Genomic DNA, 17233 nt, shown 5'->3' with positions numbered 1-17233 from the left:
CTATGTTCGACGCTGCGATCATGAGCCGATGACGTTCCTGCATCGGCCGTACTGTTCTGTGTTTCGCAGCGTTGCTCGAGAGAATACACCTTTGCCGTGTTCGCGCGCCTGGTCAATGGACGTGCCGCTGGGTGGCTCCCGCTCGTGCCCCGCTCCCGCGCCCCTCGCTCACCCCCGCAGCGAGCTGAGCAGTGCGTCGACCGCCTTGCGGGAGCGTGCCGTGCGCCGCGGCTCACGGTCGAAATCGCCGATGAACACATTGCCGAGAGCGGTGGAGATCACTCCCTGCGCGGCGACCTCGTGCTGTGCGTGGGGGGAATCGGGGTACGCCGCGGCGATGAAGGCGAGCAGCCGTTCACGTGCAGACCCGTAGGCCTCGGCGAGCACCGCTGCGATGTCTTCCGACGATCGGGCGAGCTCGACGAAGGCGAGCACGATGGCGTTGTCGGCGCTCGAACTCGCGAACTCCTCGCCGAAGAGGTAGTCGAGGGCGGGTTTGAGCGAATCGATCTCGGGGGGAATCACTGCTGGTGCGACGTAGAAGGCGCGCGCGGCGTCGAGCAGCAGGCGATCCCGATTGCCGACGAAATGTCGCACGTGACCGCGAGACATCCCCGCGGTATCGGCAATGCGGTCGAGCGTGGTTCCGCTGATTCCGTGCTGCGCCATCGTGGTGAGGGTCGCTTCGATGATCTGCTCGCGGCGGGCGTCGGCGACTGAGGGGCGTGCCATTCAAGAATCCTCTCCACTGGCGACGGGTGCGGGTCGTACTCCCGAAGACTAGCGAGTATTTCGTGTTCGCAAAAATTGTCTAGTCAGACTTGACTATTTATCGAGCTCGATCGTACATTGTTCTCACCGGCACCCGCTGGCCCCCGAATTCGCTCATGCGAGAGCAGATTTCGACCCGTCTCAAAGGAGTGACATGGCCGACTACCAACGCCTGGGCGCAGCCCCCGTGAGCGAACTCGCTCGAGAGGAGCGCGTGCGCACCCGTGACGGTGTGCACCTCGCCACAGACGTCTACCTCCCGTCCGCGGGCGACGGTACCAGGGACGACTCGCCGGGCGACACCATCCTGATCCGCCTGCCGTACGACAAGAACGGCGAGTACACGTTCATCCCGCTCGTCGCCGAGTACTTCCTGCAGCACGGGTACCGCGTCGTCGCGCAAGACGTGCGGGGCAAGTTTCGCTCCGAAGGCGAGGCGCTGCTGTTCGTGAATGAGGTGCGCGACGGCGAGGACACGCTCGACTGGATCGTCGCTCAGGCCTGGTCCAACGGTCGTGTGGCCATGTGGGGCGACAGCTATTACGGCTACACGCAGTGGGCTGCCGCTGCGAGCGGGCACCCCGCGCTCAGGGCGATCGCGCCGCGCGTCACCGGTACGGGTCTCGGCGAACCCGTGCACCGTGACCTGGGAACCCGAGTGCGCGCCGTCGAGATGGGTATTACGAACCTGTACCCCCTCACGCACTTCCACGGCAGCGACACGTTCCTCTGGGAACCCGACTGGTCCCGTCGCGATTTCGAAGCGCAGGCCGAGGCGTTCCAGGAGTGGGCTGGCGCGCGGTCGCGATCCTACGATCAGTGGGTGCCGCATCCCGTCACGCTGCCGCGATTCCCGAACGGCAGTGCGTTCGCCGGGCGGTCCGTGCCGGTGCTCCACACAATCGGCTGGTGGGACAATTGCGCTCCGCTCTCGTGGGCCGACGTCGAGGAGATCAAGCAATTTCCTGCTTGGGATGCGCACCACTATCTGCGCATCGAGGCGATCGATCACGAGAGCTATCAGTTCGTGGAGGCCGAAGGCGACCGTGTGGCAGAGCGCACCGAGCAGCAGATCCGCGCCATTCTGCCGCGCACCCTCGATCCAGCGCTCGCGTTCTTCGAGGTGTTCGTGCGAGGCGAAGGATCGATCGTCGACATTCCCCGGGTCACCTGGCAACTCGCCGGAACGGCCGAGGAGCGCACTGAGCCGGCGTGGCCTCCTGCAGGATCGCGGAGCGTGACGCGCTACGCGACCGTCGAGGGCGGGCTCTCGCCCGAGCAACCAGTCGAGGCCCGCGAGCGCACGTGGATGCACGACCCGGAGGACCTCGTGCCGTCGACGGCTCCCGACGCGTTCTCCTACCTCTTGTACCTTCCCGACGAGGCGCCGCTGGGCGAGCGCGGCGACGTACTCGTATTCACCGGGCCGGAGCAGCCGGAAGACGTCGAACTCGCCGGCCCGGTCGGCGCTCGCGTCCGAGTACGGTCGACCGGCCCCATCATGGATTGCTTCGTGCGCGTGCTCGATGTGGCTCCCGACGGCACGGCCGTGCGCATCGCACGCGGCCAGCAGCAGCTGCACGAAGCGCGCGACTCTGCGACGCTCGAGATCGATCTCGGGCACATCGGCTATCGGCTTCGATCGGGGCACCGTCTCCGTGTGCACGTCTCGAGCAGCGACTACCCCGAGTTCCTGCCGCAGCCCGGAACGGGCCGCGACCCGTGGACGGATGGCGTCGAGACCGTGCCGAACACGCAGGCGCTGATCATCGGGGGAAGCGATGCACTCGCAATCGAGCTCCCCGTCGTGAAGGGAGCGCTCGCATGAACGCCGCCCCAGAAGGCTCGCGACGAACCGATCCGCAGCGCCTCGCAGCACTGCCCGAGCCCCGGCTCGAGTTCGTATTCGAGATCCGTGCGACGACCGCCCCCGACGTGCATATCGGTCGCGGCGTCGATGAGGAGCTCAGCTTCACGCCGGTGACCGGAGGCAGCGTGCACGGTCCCGCCCTCACGGGCGAGGTGCTGAACGGGGGAGGCGACTGGGCGGTGACGCGATCCGGAACCGCGCAGCTCGAAGCGCGGTATCTGATCCGCGCCGCCGACGGTGCGGCCATCGACGTGCTCAATCGCGGCTACTTCAGAGCGACCCCCGAGCTGATCGCGCGTATGGAATCCGGGGAAGACCTGCCCGAATCGACCGAGGGTCTCTACTTTCGCACCGCCCCCGTGTTCCAGACCGATGCTCCCGCCCACCGCTGGCTCGCGGAGCACCAGTTCATCGGACTCGCTCGCGACGACGCGGGGCAGGTGTGCATCCGCGTCTTCGTGCTCCAGTAAACCTTCCCTTCTGCCTCCGCAGTACCGCGCCGGATCATCGATGATCCGCTCGCGTCATCGAAAGGACACACCATGCTTCGTACCCGCTTGATCACCGGTGCCGCCGTCGGCGCCGTCGCCCTGCTCGCGCTGACCGCGTGCGCCCCGCGCGACAGCTCGTCTGCCGGAGCCCCGGCTGGCGTCGAGACCGCCGAACTCGTCACGTCGACATCGGCAGGAACAGCTCCCGTCGACACGGTCACCTGGTCGATCGTCGAGGGTGAACCCGCGACGCTCGACCCCGCCTCCTCGGCGAACCTCATCATCCCGAACCTGTGCGACAATTTGCTCGCACTGCAGCCCGACTTCTCGGTCGAGCCCGGCGTCGCAACACGAGCCGAGTGGACCGACCCGACCACCTTCGTCATCGAACTGCGCGATGACGTGACCTTCTGGGACGGCACGCCTCTCACTGCGGCAGATGTCGTCTACAGCCTCGAGCGCAATCGCTCGCCAGAGTCGCAGTGGTTCGCGGCCTTCGCGCTCGTCAACGGCATCGAGGCGACGGGAGACCATGAGGTCACGGTCACCTTCAACGCGCCCGACTCCACATTCCGCGATGCGCTCGCGGGCGGCGGCGGAGCGGTCATGAGCGCCGCCTTCGGTGCCGAGGCCGGAGACAACCTCGGCACGTCCGACGGCGGACTCATGTGCACCGGACCGTACGAGCTCGCCGCTGATGGCTGGACGCCGGGCAATGAAATCGTGACCACGGCGAACCCCGACTACTGGAACGGGTCGCCGCTCGTCTCGAGCCTCACCTACGTCTTCGTGTCGGACGCGTCGACGCTCGCCACGGCACTGACGCAGGGGGAGATCGACGGGGCGCTCAACGTCTCCCCGAGCTCGCGTGCTGCCTTCGAGGGCGATGGCGCCGGCAGCCTCATCGTCGGGCCGTCGACGGCGTCGTACAGCTTCGGGCCCGCCACGCCCGATGGGCCTGCGGCCAATCCCGAGATCCGCCGTGCGCTGAGCCTCGCCATCGACCGGCAGCAGTACATCGACACGGTGCTGAACGGGCTCGGGGAGCCCCAGCGCACGATCGTGCCGCCGTTCACCTTCCACGAGCTGGCGGCCGCAGACGTGTACCAGGCCGGGTACGACGCGCTCGAGGCGCCCGAAGTCGATCTCGAGGCGGCGAAGCAGCTCGTCGACGAGAGCGGTGAGGACCTGAGCGCCCCGCTGGTGCTCGCCGTGCCCGCCGGCGCGACCGAGTTCAAGAACACCGCGCAGATCGTGCAGAGCGCCGCGAAGCAGATCGGCATTGAGATCGAGATCAACGAGATGCAGGCGTCCGATTTCGGGGCCATGTTCTACGACCCCGCCGCTCGCGAGGGAATCGACTTCGTCGCGACCCAGGGGTACCTCGAGACCCCCGGAGTGCTCGGCTACCCGTCGCTGTTCATGCTGCCAGAGGAGCTCGGCGGCGTCTTCAATTGGAGCGGTTACGCGAACGACGAAGTCACCGCCCACATGCAGGCGGCGCGCACTGCGACGGACGAGCAGACCGCGGCTGAGGAGTTCGTCGCGGCGCAGCAGATCTTCGCGCCCGACATGCTCCAGGTCACTCTGGCCGGGGCATATCAGCTGAGCTACGTGAACGACGATCTCACCGGTATCACCACTTCGGTCGCCGTGTACAGCAGCCCCTGGGCGCTGCACCTCGGCGGACAGTAGGCGGCGGAGCAGCGCGGAACGGAATGACAACGTGAACTCTCTTCTCATACGCACCCTCGTGGGGAGGCTCGGCGGTCTCCTGCTGACGCTCTTCCTGGCGAGCGTCGTGATCTACGCCGCGCTGCTCCTGACTCCGGGCGACCCGATCGCCGCGCTCGCCGGTGGGGCGAAGCCCACCCCGGAACTCATCGTCCAGATCCGTGCCGAGTACCACCTCGACGATCCGATCTGGTCGCGCTACCTGCAATGGCTCGGCGGGGTCTTCTCGGGCGACTTCGGCCGATCCTTCGTCTACAAGACCGACGTGCTCAATCTGGTGGCTCCGCGCTTCGGCGTGACCCTGCAACTCGTATTGCTCACCGTCGCCATCATTCTCATCGCGGGAGTCGGATCGGGCATCCTCGCCGCGACGCGCGGCCCCCGGGTCGATCGAGCGGTCGGTCTGCTCACCGCCCTGGGCATGGCGCTGCCCACCTTCGTCGTCGCGATCCTGCTCATCTGGATCTTCGCGAAGACACTCGGGTGGTTCCCCGTATACGGCGAAGGATCGGGGGGCTGGGATCGCCTCTGGCATCTGACCCTGCCCGCCTGCTCGCTCGCGGTGCTCTTCATCGCGTACATCAGTCGGGTGACGCGCAGTTCGCTGGTCGCACAACTGCACTCGGAGCACGTCGAGACGGCTCGTGTGCGGGGCATCCCGCGTGGCCGCATCTTCCGCGTCCATGTGTTCCGCAACGCGGCGCCGCAGATTCTCGCCATCTCGGGCACCACGGTCGCCGGGCTCTTCGCCGCCGCCGCGATCGCCGAGCAGGCGTTCGGCCTCGGCGGCATCGGTTCATTGTTGACTGAGGCCGCCGCTCGCAAGGATCTCCCCGTCGTGCAGCTGGTCTCACTGCTGCTCGTGACGATCTTCGTCGTACTCAACGCCGTCGCCGACATCGTGAGCGCACTCATCGACCCCGACAGCATCAATGCCGGGAGGGCAGCATGAGCGTCGCACAACTCGCGGGGGGCAGGTCCCCGCAAGCCATCACTCGGGTCGCGCGCAAGGACTGGCTCTTCAGAAGCGCGCTCGTCGTCTTCGGCCTGGTCGCGCTTGCCGCGCTGGCAGGTCCGTGGATCGCGCCCTACGATCCCGCCGAACTCTACACCGGCGACGTCAACGGCATCGGTTCGCTCGCACACCCGTTCGGCACCGACGACGTCGGCCGCGACATCCTGTCGCGCGTGCTCGCCGGGGCCCGTACGAGCGTCATCGCACCGATTGCGGTCGTGGTGCTGTCGACGGTGCTCGGCTCGGCCCTCGCCATCGCGGCCGCCTGGTTCGGGGGAGTGCTGCGCGGTGCGATCGCGCGCATCGTCGACGTGATCTTTGCGATCCCCGGGCTGGTGCTCGCCGTGCTCGCCGTGGCGATGTTCGGCAAGGGCGTGCTGGCTCCCGTGATCGCGCTGTCGATCGCGTACGTGCCGGTCGTGGCGCGGCTCACGCAGACCGCGGCATCTCGCGAACTCGGCAAACCCTATATCGCCGCGCTGCGGGTGCAAGGAGTGTCGGGACCAGCCATCTGCTTCCGGCACCTCGTGCCGGCGTTGATCCCGGTGATCGCCGCCCAGGTGGCCGTCGGCTTCGGATACGCGATGCTCGATCTCGCAGCGATCTCGTTCCTCGGGCTCGGCGAGCAGCCGCCCGCCGCCGATTGGGGCTCCATGATCGCAGGCGGCCAGGCCGGCATCCTGGCTGGCGCGCCCGAGCAGGCGCTCTACCCGGCGCTGTTCGTCGTCGTCACTGTGCTCTCCGTCAGCGTCATCGGCGCGCGCATCACCACCTGGGCAGAGGAGAAAGAACGATGACCGCTCCCGTACTCGAACTCGATGGGCTCTCCATCGCCACCCCCGACCGCACGCTCGTGCACGACTGCACGCTGACCATCAGCGCAGGCGAGGCCGTCGGACTCGTCGGCGAATCCGGATCGGGGAAGACGCTGTCGGTGCGGGCCGTCGCAGGCCTGCTTCCGGGGCATTTCACCACTGGCGGAACGATCCGTGTCCTGGGCCAAGACATCTCCGCGACTCCGCCGGCCGTGCTTCGAGACCTGCGGGCGAGGCGCGTCGGCATGATCTTCCAGACGCCCCGCGCCCACCTCAACCCGCTGCGCACCATCGGCGACTTCCTCACCGAAGCCCAGGTCGCCGTCGACGGCGTGAGCCCGGAAGCGGCGACTCGGCGCGCGCAGGAACTGCTCGACGAGGTCGGCATCACCGACGCCGCGCGACGGCTCAAGCAGTTCCCGGCCGAACTCTCGGGCGGACTGCTGCAGCGCGTGATGATCGCCGCAACGCTGGCGATGGACCCCGAGATTCTGCTCGCCGACGAGATCACCACCGCGCTCGACGTCACGACGCAGGAGGAGGTCATGGCGCTGATCGGCGACCTGCGCCGCGAGCGGCAGCTGTCGCTCCTCTTCATCACGCACGACCTTGCGCTTGCGGGCGCCGTATGCGATCGCGTCGCGGTCATGCAGCAGGGGCGCACCGTCGAGACGCTCAATGCCGCGACCATGCGCCGCGATGCGCGGGAGGAGTACACGCGGGTGCTCATGTCGGCCGCGCTCGGCGACGGCACGACCGCCTCGCTCCAGCCGGCAGGCGACTCGCCGGAGCCGGAGCCGGAGCTGGAGCCGGAGCCGGAGCTGAAGCTACATGCAGCCGCGGAGCTCGCGGCCCCGATCCTGTCGGTAGCCGGGCTGCGCAAGACGTTCCAGGTGCGCAGCGCCTCGGGCGGAGGCCGGGAGACGTTCGTGGCCGTCGAAGATGTCGCCTTCGAACTCGCTCCGGGAGGATGCCTGGGCATCGTCGGAGAATCGGGATCGGGCAAGTCGACGACCGCGCGCATCATTTGCGGGCTCGAACGCGCAGACGCGGGGTCGGTGATGGTGGGTGGCGACGATTGGAGCCGACCAGCACGGGGCGGTGCAGCGAGACGCGTGAGAGCGAAAACGGTGCAAATGGTGTTCCAGGATCCGTATCAGTCGCTCGATCGACGGCAGACCGTGCGGCAGTGCCTCACCGAGGCGATCCGCGTGCATCAGAAGCGAGCACCACAAGCGGTCGTCGACGCCCGCATCGGGGAGCTCGCGGGCCAGGCAAGACTCGACACGGCGCTGCTCGATGTCAGACCGCGTGCGCTCTCGGGCGGCCAACGGCAACGGGTCGCGATTGCGCGCGCGCTCGCCGCGGAGCCCGAGATCCTCGTGCTCGACGAGGCGGTCTCCGCGCTCGATGTCACCACGCAGGTGGAGATTCTCACCCTGCTCGATGCGATTCGCCGGGAGACCGGTGTCGCGCTCCTCATGATCACGCACGACCTCACGGTGATTCGCCGGCTCTGCGATGGCGTTGTGGTGATGCGCTCCGGTCGAGTGGAGGAGGCGGGGCCGACGTCGGAACTGCTCGACGCGCCCCGTGCCGAGTACACGCGGCTGCTGCTCGATTCGATCCCGCGGGAGGGGTGGATCCCACGGCGTCGTAGGCTCGGACGTACCTCGGCGATCCCGACGATGACCGGACCCATCGCCGCAACCGCGTCGACCGACGCGCGCTTCGAATCGAAAGGCCGCTCATGACCTCCGCACTTCTCACCCCCGATTTCGAGTTCTGCTTCGAACTGCGCGTCGCCGTCGACGACGCCTTCCCGATCGGCGGCTCGGCGCCCGGAGAAGGTCTGCACTTCGCGCCGATCTCGGGAGGCGCCTTCGCGGGGCCGCGGCTACGGGGCCGCATTCTCGCGGGCGGCGGTGACTGGTGGACGGGGCACGGGCTCACGGTGCGCCTCGACGCGAGGTACGTCATCGAGGCCGAGCTCGATGACGGCACGACGGCTGCCATCGACGTGGTCAACCGCGGTACCTGGCGCACGGACGAGGCCGGCATCGCGCGACTCGAAGCCGGCGAGGAGCTCGACGAGCGGGAGCTCTACTACCGCACCGCCTTCGTGTTTCAGACGGAGCACCCCGCGCTGGAGTGGCTCACCTCGTCGCAGTTCGTGGGCTATGCCCGGCCAGAGCCCGGTCATGTGGTGATTCGCGTGTTCCGACTGATCTAGCACCGTTCGACGACTGATCAAGATTCGCACGCGACGCGGCGTGCACAACAGAGACGAGATGACATGACCGACTTCGCAGACCTGTGCATCGTATCGGGGCGCGTCTTCGACGGCCGAGTGCGAACCGACCACACCGCCGTCGCGGTGCGAGGCGACCGCGTCGTAGCCGTGGGCGACGACGCTCGCGTGCTCGCGCTGCGTGGACTCGGCACCCGCATCGTGGACGCGCGAGGCGGCCTGATCACTCCGGGGTTCGTTGACGCGCACGTCCACGCCGCCTTCGCCGGTGTCGAGCGGCTGAGTTGCGACTTGACCAGTGCACGCACTGCCGACGAGACCTTCGCGCTCATCCGCGAGGCAGTCGACGCGGCCGATGCAGCCGGGGCCGATCCTCATGCCTGGATCACCGGTGGCGGGTGGAGTCACGAGCTGTTTCCAGAGCCCACGCGTCAGATGCTCGATGCGATCGTCTCCGATCGCCCCGTCGCCCTCTCCGATGCCGGCCATCACACGCTGTGGGTGAACTCGCGGGCGCTCGAGCTCGCCGGAGTGACGCGCGAGACGCCGCAGCCGCCCAACGGTCGCATCGTGGTCGACGCCGACGGTGCGCCGACGGGGTACCTGAACGAGACCGCTGCCGAGCTCGTCGGGCGCGTCATCCCGCCGGCCACGAACGACGAGATCGCTGCTGGCCTGCTCAACGCGCAGCAGTACCTGTGGTCGCTCGGCATCACCGGCTGGCACGAGGCGATTCTCGGGGAGTACAACGGCAAGGCCGATTGCACCGCGGCGTACCTGCGCGTGATCGGAGACGGCTCGATGCCGAGTCGCGTTTCGGGTGCCCTCTGGATCGCGCCCGGACTCGAGGAGGCGGATGTGCCCACCCTGGTCGAGCGCTTCGTGCGCCTGCGCGCCGAGAACGCCACGGCCGGCTTCGCGACGTCGACGGCAAAGGCCATGATCGACGGCGTGCCGCACGGCGGTACCGCCGCACTGCTCGAGCCGTACTGCTCCCACGGCGATGGCGCGGGCGACGGCGATGCGGGCGAGCTGCACTTCAGCGAAGCGGCGGTGCGCGCGTTCGTGCAACAGCTCGACGCCGCGGGATTCGCACTGCACCTGCACATCATGGGAGACCGCGGCATTCGGGTGGCGCTCGACGCGGTGGAAGCGGCGCGCGCCGCGAACGGGAGCGGGCCGAGGCACCACGTCGCGCACCTGTCGATGATCCACCCCGACGATGCGATCCGGTTCGGCCCGCTCGGGCTGACCGCGAACATGCAGGCGCTCTGGGCCGCACCCGACCCGTACGTGGTGACGATGATCGGCGAGGAGCGCATGCGCCGCGGGTACCCGTTCCGCTCCCTCGCTGACGGCGGAGCGGATCTGGCGATGGGTTCCGACTGGCCGGTATCGCCACCGGATCCCTGGCTCGCGATGCACGTCGCGGTCAACCGGTCGCTCCCGGCCCCGCCCGAGGCCGCTGCTGCGACCGACGGGAGCCCGGAGGTGCTCGATGCGGCTCAGGCCCTGACCCTTGCGGAGAGCCTCGCGGCCTACACGAGCGGTTCCGCATCCCTGGTGCTCGACGTTCCCGGACGCATCAGTGTGGGCGAGCGCGCCGACATCGCCGTGGCGACGGGCGATCCGTTCACCGGGCCGACGGAGGCTGTGATCGCGACCCGCACCGCGCTCACGGTGGTAGCCGGCGAGGTCGTCTTCGAGCTCGCGCCGTAGTCCACGCACCGGGGGCCGCGGGCGGCCCCCGTGCGTCTGGCGTCCGACCTATTCGGTCTCAGCCGGAACGTCGATGCCGTTCACGCGCTGAATCTCCCGCTGATACTCGGCGACGACGCTGCGTGAGACGCGGCAGTCGAGCAGGATCGTTCCATAGGCGCCCGCTTCGGTCCACGTGCGCAGAGCGTCGATGTCGGCCAGCGTGCGCACCCGTACCCCCGTCGCGCCGAGCGCGGAGGCGACCCCCGCGAAGTCCACGTCGGGGATCAGCATCGGCTCCTGATCGAGGCCGAGCTCGCCGTAGAGATGCACCTCCGCGCCGTACGCGCCGTCGTTCCACACCACGATGACGCAGCTGGACGCGGTGCGAATCGCGGTCTCGAGGTCGGCGAGGGCCATGAGCCCGCCGCCGTCGCCGGTGCTGAGCACCGTCGTCGTGCCCGGAACCGCCGCAGCGACGCCCGCCACCGTCGAGAAGCCGAGGCCGATGGTCTGATAGGCGGTGCCGACCATGATCATCCGCTCGGGCGAGGCGACCGGCCAGTACATGTTCGCCCAGCCGAGAAAATGGCCGCCGTCGGTGGTCACGTGACGCTCGGCCGGCAGCAGCGCGCCGATGCGTGCGGCGACGGCGCGAGGATCGAGCCTGCCATCGGCACACACCCCGTCGGCGACGCCGGTGCTGCGCTCGCGCAGTGCGCCTCCCGGTTCGAGCCCCGCGACCATCGTGCGCCATCCGCCCGCCGGGCTTCCCGACACGTCGCGCACCGCCGCGATTCCCGCGAGCAACCGGTCCAGAACGTCGCGAGCATCGCCCTGCAGCAGCTGATGCGAGATGGGGCGATTCGTCTTCGGAGGGGCGACCTGCTCGGCATCGACGCGGATCACGGTGGTGCCGGCGCCGAAAAGATCGCCGAACCGCATGGTGAACTGGTTCAGGCTCGCTCCGACGACGAGTACGACGTCTGCCGTCTCAACGAGCGCCATGGCGCGGTGCTGACCGAATCCGCCGGTCACACCGAGGTCGAACTCGGCGTCGGCGAAGATCCCGCGGCCGAGCGCGGTTGAGGAGGTCAGTGCTCCGAGCGCTGAGGCGATACGGCCGAGCTCCGCAGATGCTCCTGACACATGCGCGCCGTGGCCCGCGATGACGAGGGGGCGCTCGGCTTCGAGGAGGGCGACGACGGCGGCCTCGATCTGGTGGTCCGCTGGGCGGGCGTGCGGGGCGGAGATCGACGAGGAGGCCATAGAGGATCCGCCGCTACCGTGATCCGCCGACTCTGCGGTGGGCTCGACGCCCGAGACCGACGCAGAGAGGGCGGCCAGCACGGCGGGGTCGGCGAGGTCGATCCCCGGCGCCGCAACTGCCCCCGTCGACGCGGCCTCGGTCTGCGACCTGCCCGCCCCGACGATCTCCGCGTTCACGAGGTCGTAGGGAATCGCCAGCACGACGGGGCGCCGAACGCGCAGCGCATAGGCCGCAGCGCGTTCGACCGTGCGCGAGATGTTCGTGACTGACAGCGTGTGCGTGCGGATACCGAGGGCCGCCGCCAGCATCTCCTGATCCACGTCCCACGGTCGAGGGCCGGTGCTCGGGGCGTCGCCGACGACGACGAGCATGGGGGTGCGCGCCTGGGCCGCTTCGGCGAGGGCCGTGAGCGCGTTGGTGAAACCGGCCCCGTACGTGGTCGTGGCGATGGCGAGCTCGCCGCTGACGCGCGTGTAGGCATCGGCGGCCGCGACGGTGCCCGCTTCGTGGCGCACGGCGACGTACTTCAGGCCGAGGTCGCCGAGCTGCTCGATGAGATGGGCGTTGCCGTTGCCCATCAGGCCGAACATGAGTCGGGAATGGGGGGCGAGTGCGTTCGCGAGCGCGCGCACCAGGGTGGTATCAGACATCACAGGTCCTTCGGGAGAGTACTCGAAATACAGGGAACCGTGTATGTCTCGCCGGGCGGCATCGCTCCGGCAGCAGCGCCCCTTTTTCGAGCGCCTTCCCCGGCAGGGCCGGAAGAACCTCGACCGAGCTGGACCCCTCTATCTTAGTGAGCGGCGCCGCGGTGTCGATAGCGGAGAGGAGCGGCTACCAGATCACCGGTAGCTCTGCGCGATGCGCTCTGCCGCCTCCTGCAGCGCGTCGACCACCTCGCCGATCGTCTCGGGCACTTTGAAATGCACGACTGCGATCGCTGCCGGCGGCTCGCCGGCGATGCGCAGCGGCACCGCGATGCCGGTCACATCGTCGATGACTTCGGCTCGACTGAGCGCGTACCCCTTGCGTCGCGCTTCGCTGCCGGCTCGGCTCATCTCGGGATCACCGAGGTAGGCCTTCCGCTCAGCCCGGGTGAGCGACGATTCGATGGCGTGGCCGGGGGCTCCGCGATGCAGCGGGTGGCGCACTCCGGGGTTTCGGGCGATGGTCGCGGCGACGTTCGACGGTTCGGCGGTCACCAGTGTGACAACCTCATCAGCGTCGAGCACCGTGACGAACGTCGTCATGCCGAGTTCATAGGCGAGCTCGGTGATCACGGGCATGGCGGCGGTGTGCAGCGCCGGCGCGACCCCGCGGGCGAGCACGGTGAGTTTGGGGCCGAGGCGAATCAGACCCGCCTCATCGCGAGCGACGAAGCGGTGCTGCTCGAGCGTGCGCAGGATCCGGTACGCGTTCGATCGGTGCACCTCGAGCCCGGTTGCGAGATCTGCGATGGACATGGGCGATTCGGCCTCGGCGAGCAGTTCGAGCGCGCGCAGGCCACGGGACAGCGTCTGGGAACCGGCGTTAGTGCCGGTGGTCGTGCCGGCTTCGCTCGCGGGGGTCATGGCTCCTATTCTGTCGGATTCCTCGATGCTTGCGTGTTGCGCGCGAGCGATGCTCGACATATTCTTGCTGTGCAGTATTCAGACTTGATGTTCATATATTGAACATTGCCCACGGTGCAGGCTGCGGGCAGTGAGGAGAAACAGTGCAGTTCCATCACCACGGGTACGTCTCAACCGATCCGCGCATCCTTCCGGCGGCAGGTGTCGGCATCGACCGTCCCGTTGACCTGCCCGAGGAGATCGACGTACTGATCGTGGGATCGGGGCCGGCCGGTATCGTCACCGCAGCGCAACTGGCACAGTTCCCGAACGTGGTGACCCGCGTCGTGGAGCGCCGCGACGGGCGACTCGTGCTCGGGCAGGCCGACGGAATCCAGGCCCGCAGCGTGGAAACCTTCCAAGCGTTCGGCTTCGCTCGGCAGATCACCGAAGAGGCGTACCAGATCACCGAGACCGACTTCTGGAGCCCCGACCCCGAGAATCCGGCGAACATCGTGCGCAGTTCCATCACGCCCGATGATCCGAAGGGCATCAGCGAGTTTCCCCACCTCATCGTCAATCAGGCGCGCGTCATCGACTACTTCGCGGAGTACGCACGGCGCGCTCCCGCTCGCGGTGACATCGATTACGGCTACGAGTTCGTCGATCTTGAAGTGACGGGCGAAGGGGAGTACCCGGTTACTGTGACGCTGCGCAAGATCTCCGGCTTCTCCGGCGCCGGGATCAACGCCGCGAAGTCGGGTGACGACGAGGGGGAGACCGTCGTCGTGCGAGCCAAGTACGTCGTCGGGGCGGACGGCGCGCGCTCCTCGGTGCGGCGCTCGATCGGCGGATCGCTCGCCGGCACGTCATCACTGCACGCCTGGGGCGTCATGGACGTGCTCGCCGTGACCGACTTCCCTGACTTCCGTAAGAAGTGCATCATCCATTCGGCAGCCGGCAGCATTCTCCACATCCCGCGTGAAGGCAACCACCTGGCGCGCATCTACGTCGACCTGGGTGAGACCGATGAGCACGATGCCGGCCAGGTGCGCGGCACGTCGCTCGAAGACGTCATCGCTCGGGCGAACGCGATTCTGCACCCGTACACGATCGACGTGCGCGACGTGCCCTGGCACAGCGTCTACGAGGTGGCGCACCGGCTCACGGATCGCTTCGACGACGCCGCGTCATCGCCCGACGGAAAGGGTCGCGTCTTCTTGATGGGTGACGCCTGCCATACGCACAGCGCCAAGGCGGGTCAGGGGATGAACGTCTCGATGCAGGACGGCTGGAATCTGGGCTGGAAGCTGGGCTATGTGCTCGAGAGCCGCAGCCCGGAGACGCTGCTGAAGACCTATTCCGACGAGCGGTGGGTGACCTCGAAGAACCTCATCGACTTCGATCATCAGTGGTCGACGCTCATGGCGAAAAAGCCCGAGGAGTTCGCCTCTCCCGATGAGGTCGCCGAGTTCTACGTGCAGACGGCCGAGTTCCCGGCCGGATTCATGACGCAGTACACCGATTCCGTTCTGACCGGTTCAGATGAGCATCAGGATCTGGCGAGCGGCTTCACGCTCGGCAAGCGTTTCAAGTCGGTGCTCACGACTCGCGTGGCAGACGCCGTCGACGTGCACCTCGGCCACCACCACCGTGCCGACGGTCGCTTTCGCATCTACGCGTTCGCGGATGCGGACGGTTCGCGCCTCGATGCGTGGGCGCAGTGGATGCTCGAGTCTGCAGAGTCACCGCTTGCCCGTTTCACGCCGCAGGGGGGCGATCTCGACTCCGTGTTCGACGTGAAAGCGGTGTTCCAGCAGCATCATCACGACGTCGATATCGCTCGGGTCTCGCGACTCTTCCTGCCCGCATCCGGCCCATTCGGGCTGACGGACTACGAGAAGATCTACGCGGCGCATCCGAGCGACGACATCTTCGACGCGCGCGGCATCAATCGCGATGGCGCCCTCGTCGTCGTGCGACCCGATCAGTACGTCTCGGCGATCCTGCCGCTGACGGCGACCGGCGAATTGACCGAGTTCTTGAGCGGAGTGTTTCTGCCTCAGACCTGACGCGCTCGCTTTCGCTTCCGGTTGATCGCGGTCACCACCCAGGTGACGAGCCACAGCCCGACCCCGATGGCGAGGAGCAAACCGGCGATCTCGTACTGGATCCAGTCCTCGACGCTCCTCGCCCAAGGCCCGACGAGGAAGAGCGAGAGTGCAGCGCCGAGGATCGGGATCAGGGTCGGTGCACGGAAGCCGCCCTCGACCCGCGGTTCCCGTCGCAGCACCAGGAGCGCGATATTGACGACGGCGAAGACGCACAGCAGTAGGAGGCCGGTGGTGCCGCCGAGCGCGCCGACGATTCCGTCGTCCGAGTTCAGGTTCACGTAGACGACCAGGCCGACGGCGAGCAGTGTGCTGAAGAGGATTGCCACCCAGGGCGAGCGACGCTTCGGCAGCACCTTGCTGAGCACCCTCGGCAACACGTCCTGCTTGGCCATGCCGTACAGGAGACGGCTGGCCATGAGCATGTTGATGAGCGCCGTGTTGACTACTGCGAACACGGTCAGGAAGGGGAAGATCGCGTCGACCGGGATACCCGGCGCGCCGATGCGCACCACGTCGAGAAGAATGCCGGCGTCGGGGTTCTTCGGGTTGAGCAGGTCACCGGGCGGAATGACCATGATGACGGTGACCGCGACGAGCATGTAGACGATCGCGCAGATGCCGAGGCCCGTCAGCATGATTCTGGGGAAGTCGCGCTGGGGATTCTTGCACTCCTCGACGAGGTTCACCGAGTCCTCGAATCCGACCATCGCGAAGAAGGCGATCGCGGTCGCCATCGTCACGGCCGCGAACGCGCCGCGGTCCTCAGGAGTCTCGAAGACGACGAGACGCGAGACGTCGCCGTTGCCCTGCACGATCGCAATGATTCCGATGAGGATGATGACCGCCATGATCGCGATCGTCACCAGCGTGAGCACGAGATTGAACTTCACGCTCTCGCCGACGCCGCGCAGATTGATGAGCGCGAGGACGAGGATGATGGCGATCGCTGCGAACATGGTCGCCGTCGCGTCTTGCGGCACGCCATCGAAGAACTGCCCCATGCCGATGAGGAGATTCTTGCCGACCAGCGTGGCCGACGTCGCGGCGCTGGTGATGCCCGAGGACGCCACCGCGAAGGCGATGATGAAGGTGACGAAGTGCACTCGGAACGCCTTGTGCGCGTACAGAGCCGCCCCGGCAGCCTGCGGATACTTCGTCACGAGCTCCAAGTACGAGAACGCGGTCAGCGTTGCGATCACGAAAGCGAGGAGGAACGGGAGCCACGCGACACCGCCGACCTGGCCGGCGACGCGACCGGTGATGGCGAAGATGCCGGCTCCGATGATGTCGCCGATGATGAGGAGCAGGAGCAGCTTCGGTCCGATGACCCGCTTGAGGCCGGTGCCGTGCTCGCGCGGATCGTCGCCGATCGCTGCGACGGCTTCAGTGTTCAACTGCGCCATGATGCATTCCCATTGCGTGCGTCGTTGCCGGTATCGATGGCCATCGTTCGCCGTGAGAACAGCGGGCGAGCGATGGTTCGGCTAACTGTATCGCGCCGCTGCGACATTGCATCCCTGGGAAACGAGGAGGACGAACTGAGGCCCCGGCATCCATCAGGCGGATTCAAGGGGTGGTCGCAACACCGATTGAACTAGACAAGTTCTAGCAGACGCTCGGCTGGAGTTTTCCAGCCGAGCGTTTTGCGTGGGCG

Annotated in this window: 13 protein-coding genes; 9 read left to right on the top strand and 4 right to left on the bottom strand. The window is 67.6% G+C overall.

Annotated features, from left to right (window positions below; translation table 11 throughout):
* Positions 1-168: 168 nt before the first annotated feature.
* A complete protein-coding gene (locus AB0O71_RS04955; protein ID WP_363742757.1) occupies positions 169-732 on the bottom strand; it encodes a TetR family transcriptional regulator in 564 nt (187 codons plus the stop codon).
* Positions 733-925: 193 nt separating this feature from the next.
* On the opposite strand from AB0O71_RS04955, the gene AB0O71_RS04950 reads away from it, so the two are divergent.
* The 8 genes from AB0O71_RS04950 to AB0O71_RS04915 all read left to right on the top strand — a co-directional run bounded on the left by AB0O71_RS04950 (position 926) and on the right by AB0O71_RS04915 (position 10666).
* On the top strand, positions 926-2599 hold the full coding sequence (locus tag AB0O71_RS04950; protein WP_363742755.1) for a CocE/NonD family hydrolase: 1674 nt from the start codon (positions 926-928) through the stop codon (positions 2597-2599).
* Positions 2596-3111, top strand: coding sequence for a DUF3237 domain-containing protein (locus AB0O71_RS04945; protein WP_363742752.1), 516 nt, complete (start codon positions 2596-2598; stop codon positions 3109-3111). The genes AB0O71_RS04950 and AB0O71_RS04945 overlap by 4 nt, the downstream gene beginning before the upstream one ends.
* Before the next feature lie 72 nt (positions 3112-3183).
* Positions 3184-4827, top strand: a complete 1644-nt coding sequence (locus tag AB0O71_RS04940) for an ABC transporter substrate-binding protein (RefSeq protein ID WP_363742750.1) — start codon at positions 3184-3186, stop codon at positions 4825-4827.
* A 31-nt stretch (positions 4828-4858) separates the two neighbouring features.
* Positions 4859-5818 carry an ABC transporter permease gene (locus AB0O71_RS04935; RefSeq protein WP_363742747.1) on the top strand — a complete coding sequence of 320 codons (960 nt, stop codon included), beginning with the start codon at positions 4859-4861 and terminating at the stop codon, positions 5816-5818.
* A complete protein-coding gene (locus tag AB0O71_RS04930; RefSeq protein WP_363742745.1) occupies positions 5815-6678 on the top strand; it encodes an ABC transporter permease in 864 nt (287 codons plus the stop codon). The genes AB0O71_RS04935 and AB0O71_RS04930 overlap by 4 nt, the downstream gene beginning before the upstream one ends.
* Positions 6675-8450, top strand: coding sequence for an ABC transporter ATP-binding protein (locus AB0O71_RS04925; RefSeq protein ID WP_363742742.1), 1776 nt, complete (start codon positions 6675-6677; stop codon positions 8448-8450). The genes AB0O71_RS04930 and AB0O71_RS04925 overlap by 4 nt, the downstream gene beginning before the upstream one ends.
* Positions 8447-8929, top strand: a complete 483-nt coding sequence (locus AB0O71_RS04920) for a DUF3237 domain-containing protein (RefSeq protein ID WP_363742740.1) — start codon at positions 8447-8449, stop codon at positions 8927-8929. Before AB0O71_RS04925 ends, AB0O71_RS04920 begins: the two co-directional genes overlap by 4 nt.
* Positions 8930-8992: 63 nt before the next feature.
* Positions 8993-10666, top strand: a complete 1674-nt coding sequence (locus AB0O71_RS04915) for an amidohydrolase (protein ID WP_363742738.1) — start codon at positions 8993-8995, stop codon at positions 10664-10666.
* A gap of 48 nt (positions 10667-10714) precedes the next feature.
* Here AB0O71_RS04915 and AB0O71_RS04910 read toward each other — a convergent pair whose 3' ends face one another.
* On the bottom strand, positions 10715-12565 hold the full coding sequence (locus AB0O71_RS04910) for a thiamine pyrophosphate-binding protein (protein WP_363742736.1): 1851 nt from the start codon (positions 12563-12565) through the stop codon (positions 10715-10717).
* Positions 12566-12757: 192 nt separating this feature from the next.
* Positions 12758-13486, bottom strand: coding sequence for an IclR family transcriptional regulator (locus tag AB0O71_RS04905; protein WP_363742734.1), 729 nt, complete (start codon positions 13484-13486; stop codon positions 12758-12760).
* 143 nt (positions 13487-13629) lie between these two features.
* On the opposite strand from AB0O71_RS04905, the gene AB0O71_RS04900 reads away from it, so the two are divergent.
* The gene (locus AB0O71_RS04900; protein WP_363742732.1) at positions 13630-15537 is read left to right on the top strand and encodes an FAD-dependent monooxygenase; all 1908 of its coding nucleotides are present in this window, start codon (positions 13630-13632) and stop codon (positions 15535-15537) included.
* Here the strand turns inward: AB0O71_RS04900 and AB0O71_RS04895 are convergent.
* Entirely contained in the window at positions 15528-16982 is a 1455-nt protein-coding gene (locus tag AB0O71_RS04895) for an APC family permease (RefSeq protein WP_363742730.1), read from the bottom strand. The two genes, AB0O71_RS04900 and AB0O71_RS04895, sit on opposite strands and share 10 nt — an antisense overlap.
* Between the last annotated feature and the right edge of the window lie 251 nt (positions 16983-17233).

This window comes from Leucobacter sp. NPDC077196 (assembly GCF_040687075.1).
Classification (GTDB): domain Bacteria; phylum Actinomycetota; class Actinomycetes; order Actinomycetales; family Microbacteriaceae; genus Leucobacter.
The sequence above is the reverse complement of the archived record's forward strand: the minus strand, read 5'-3'. Positions and strand labels throughout refer to the sequence as shown.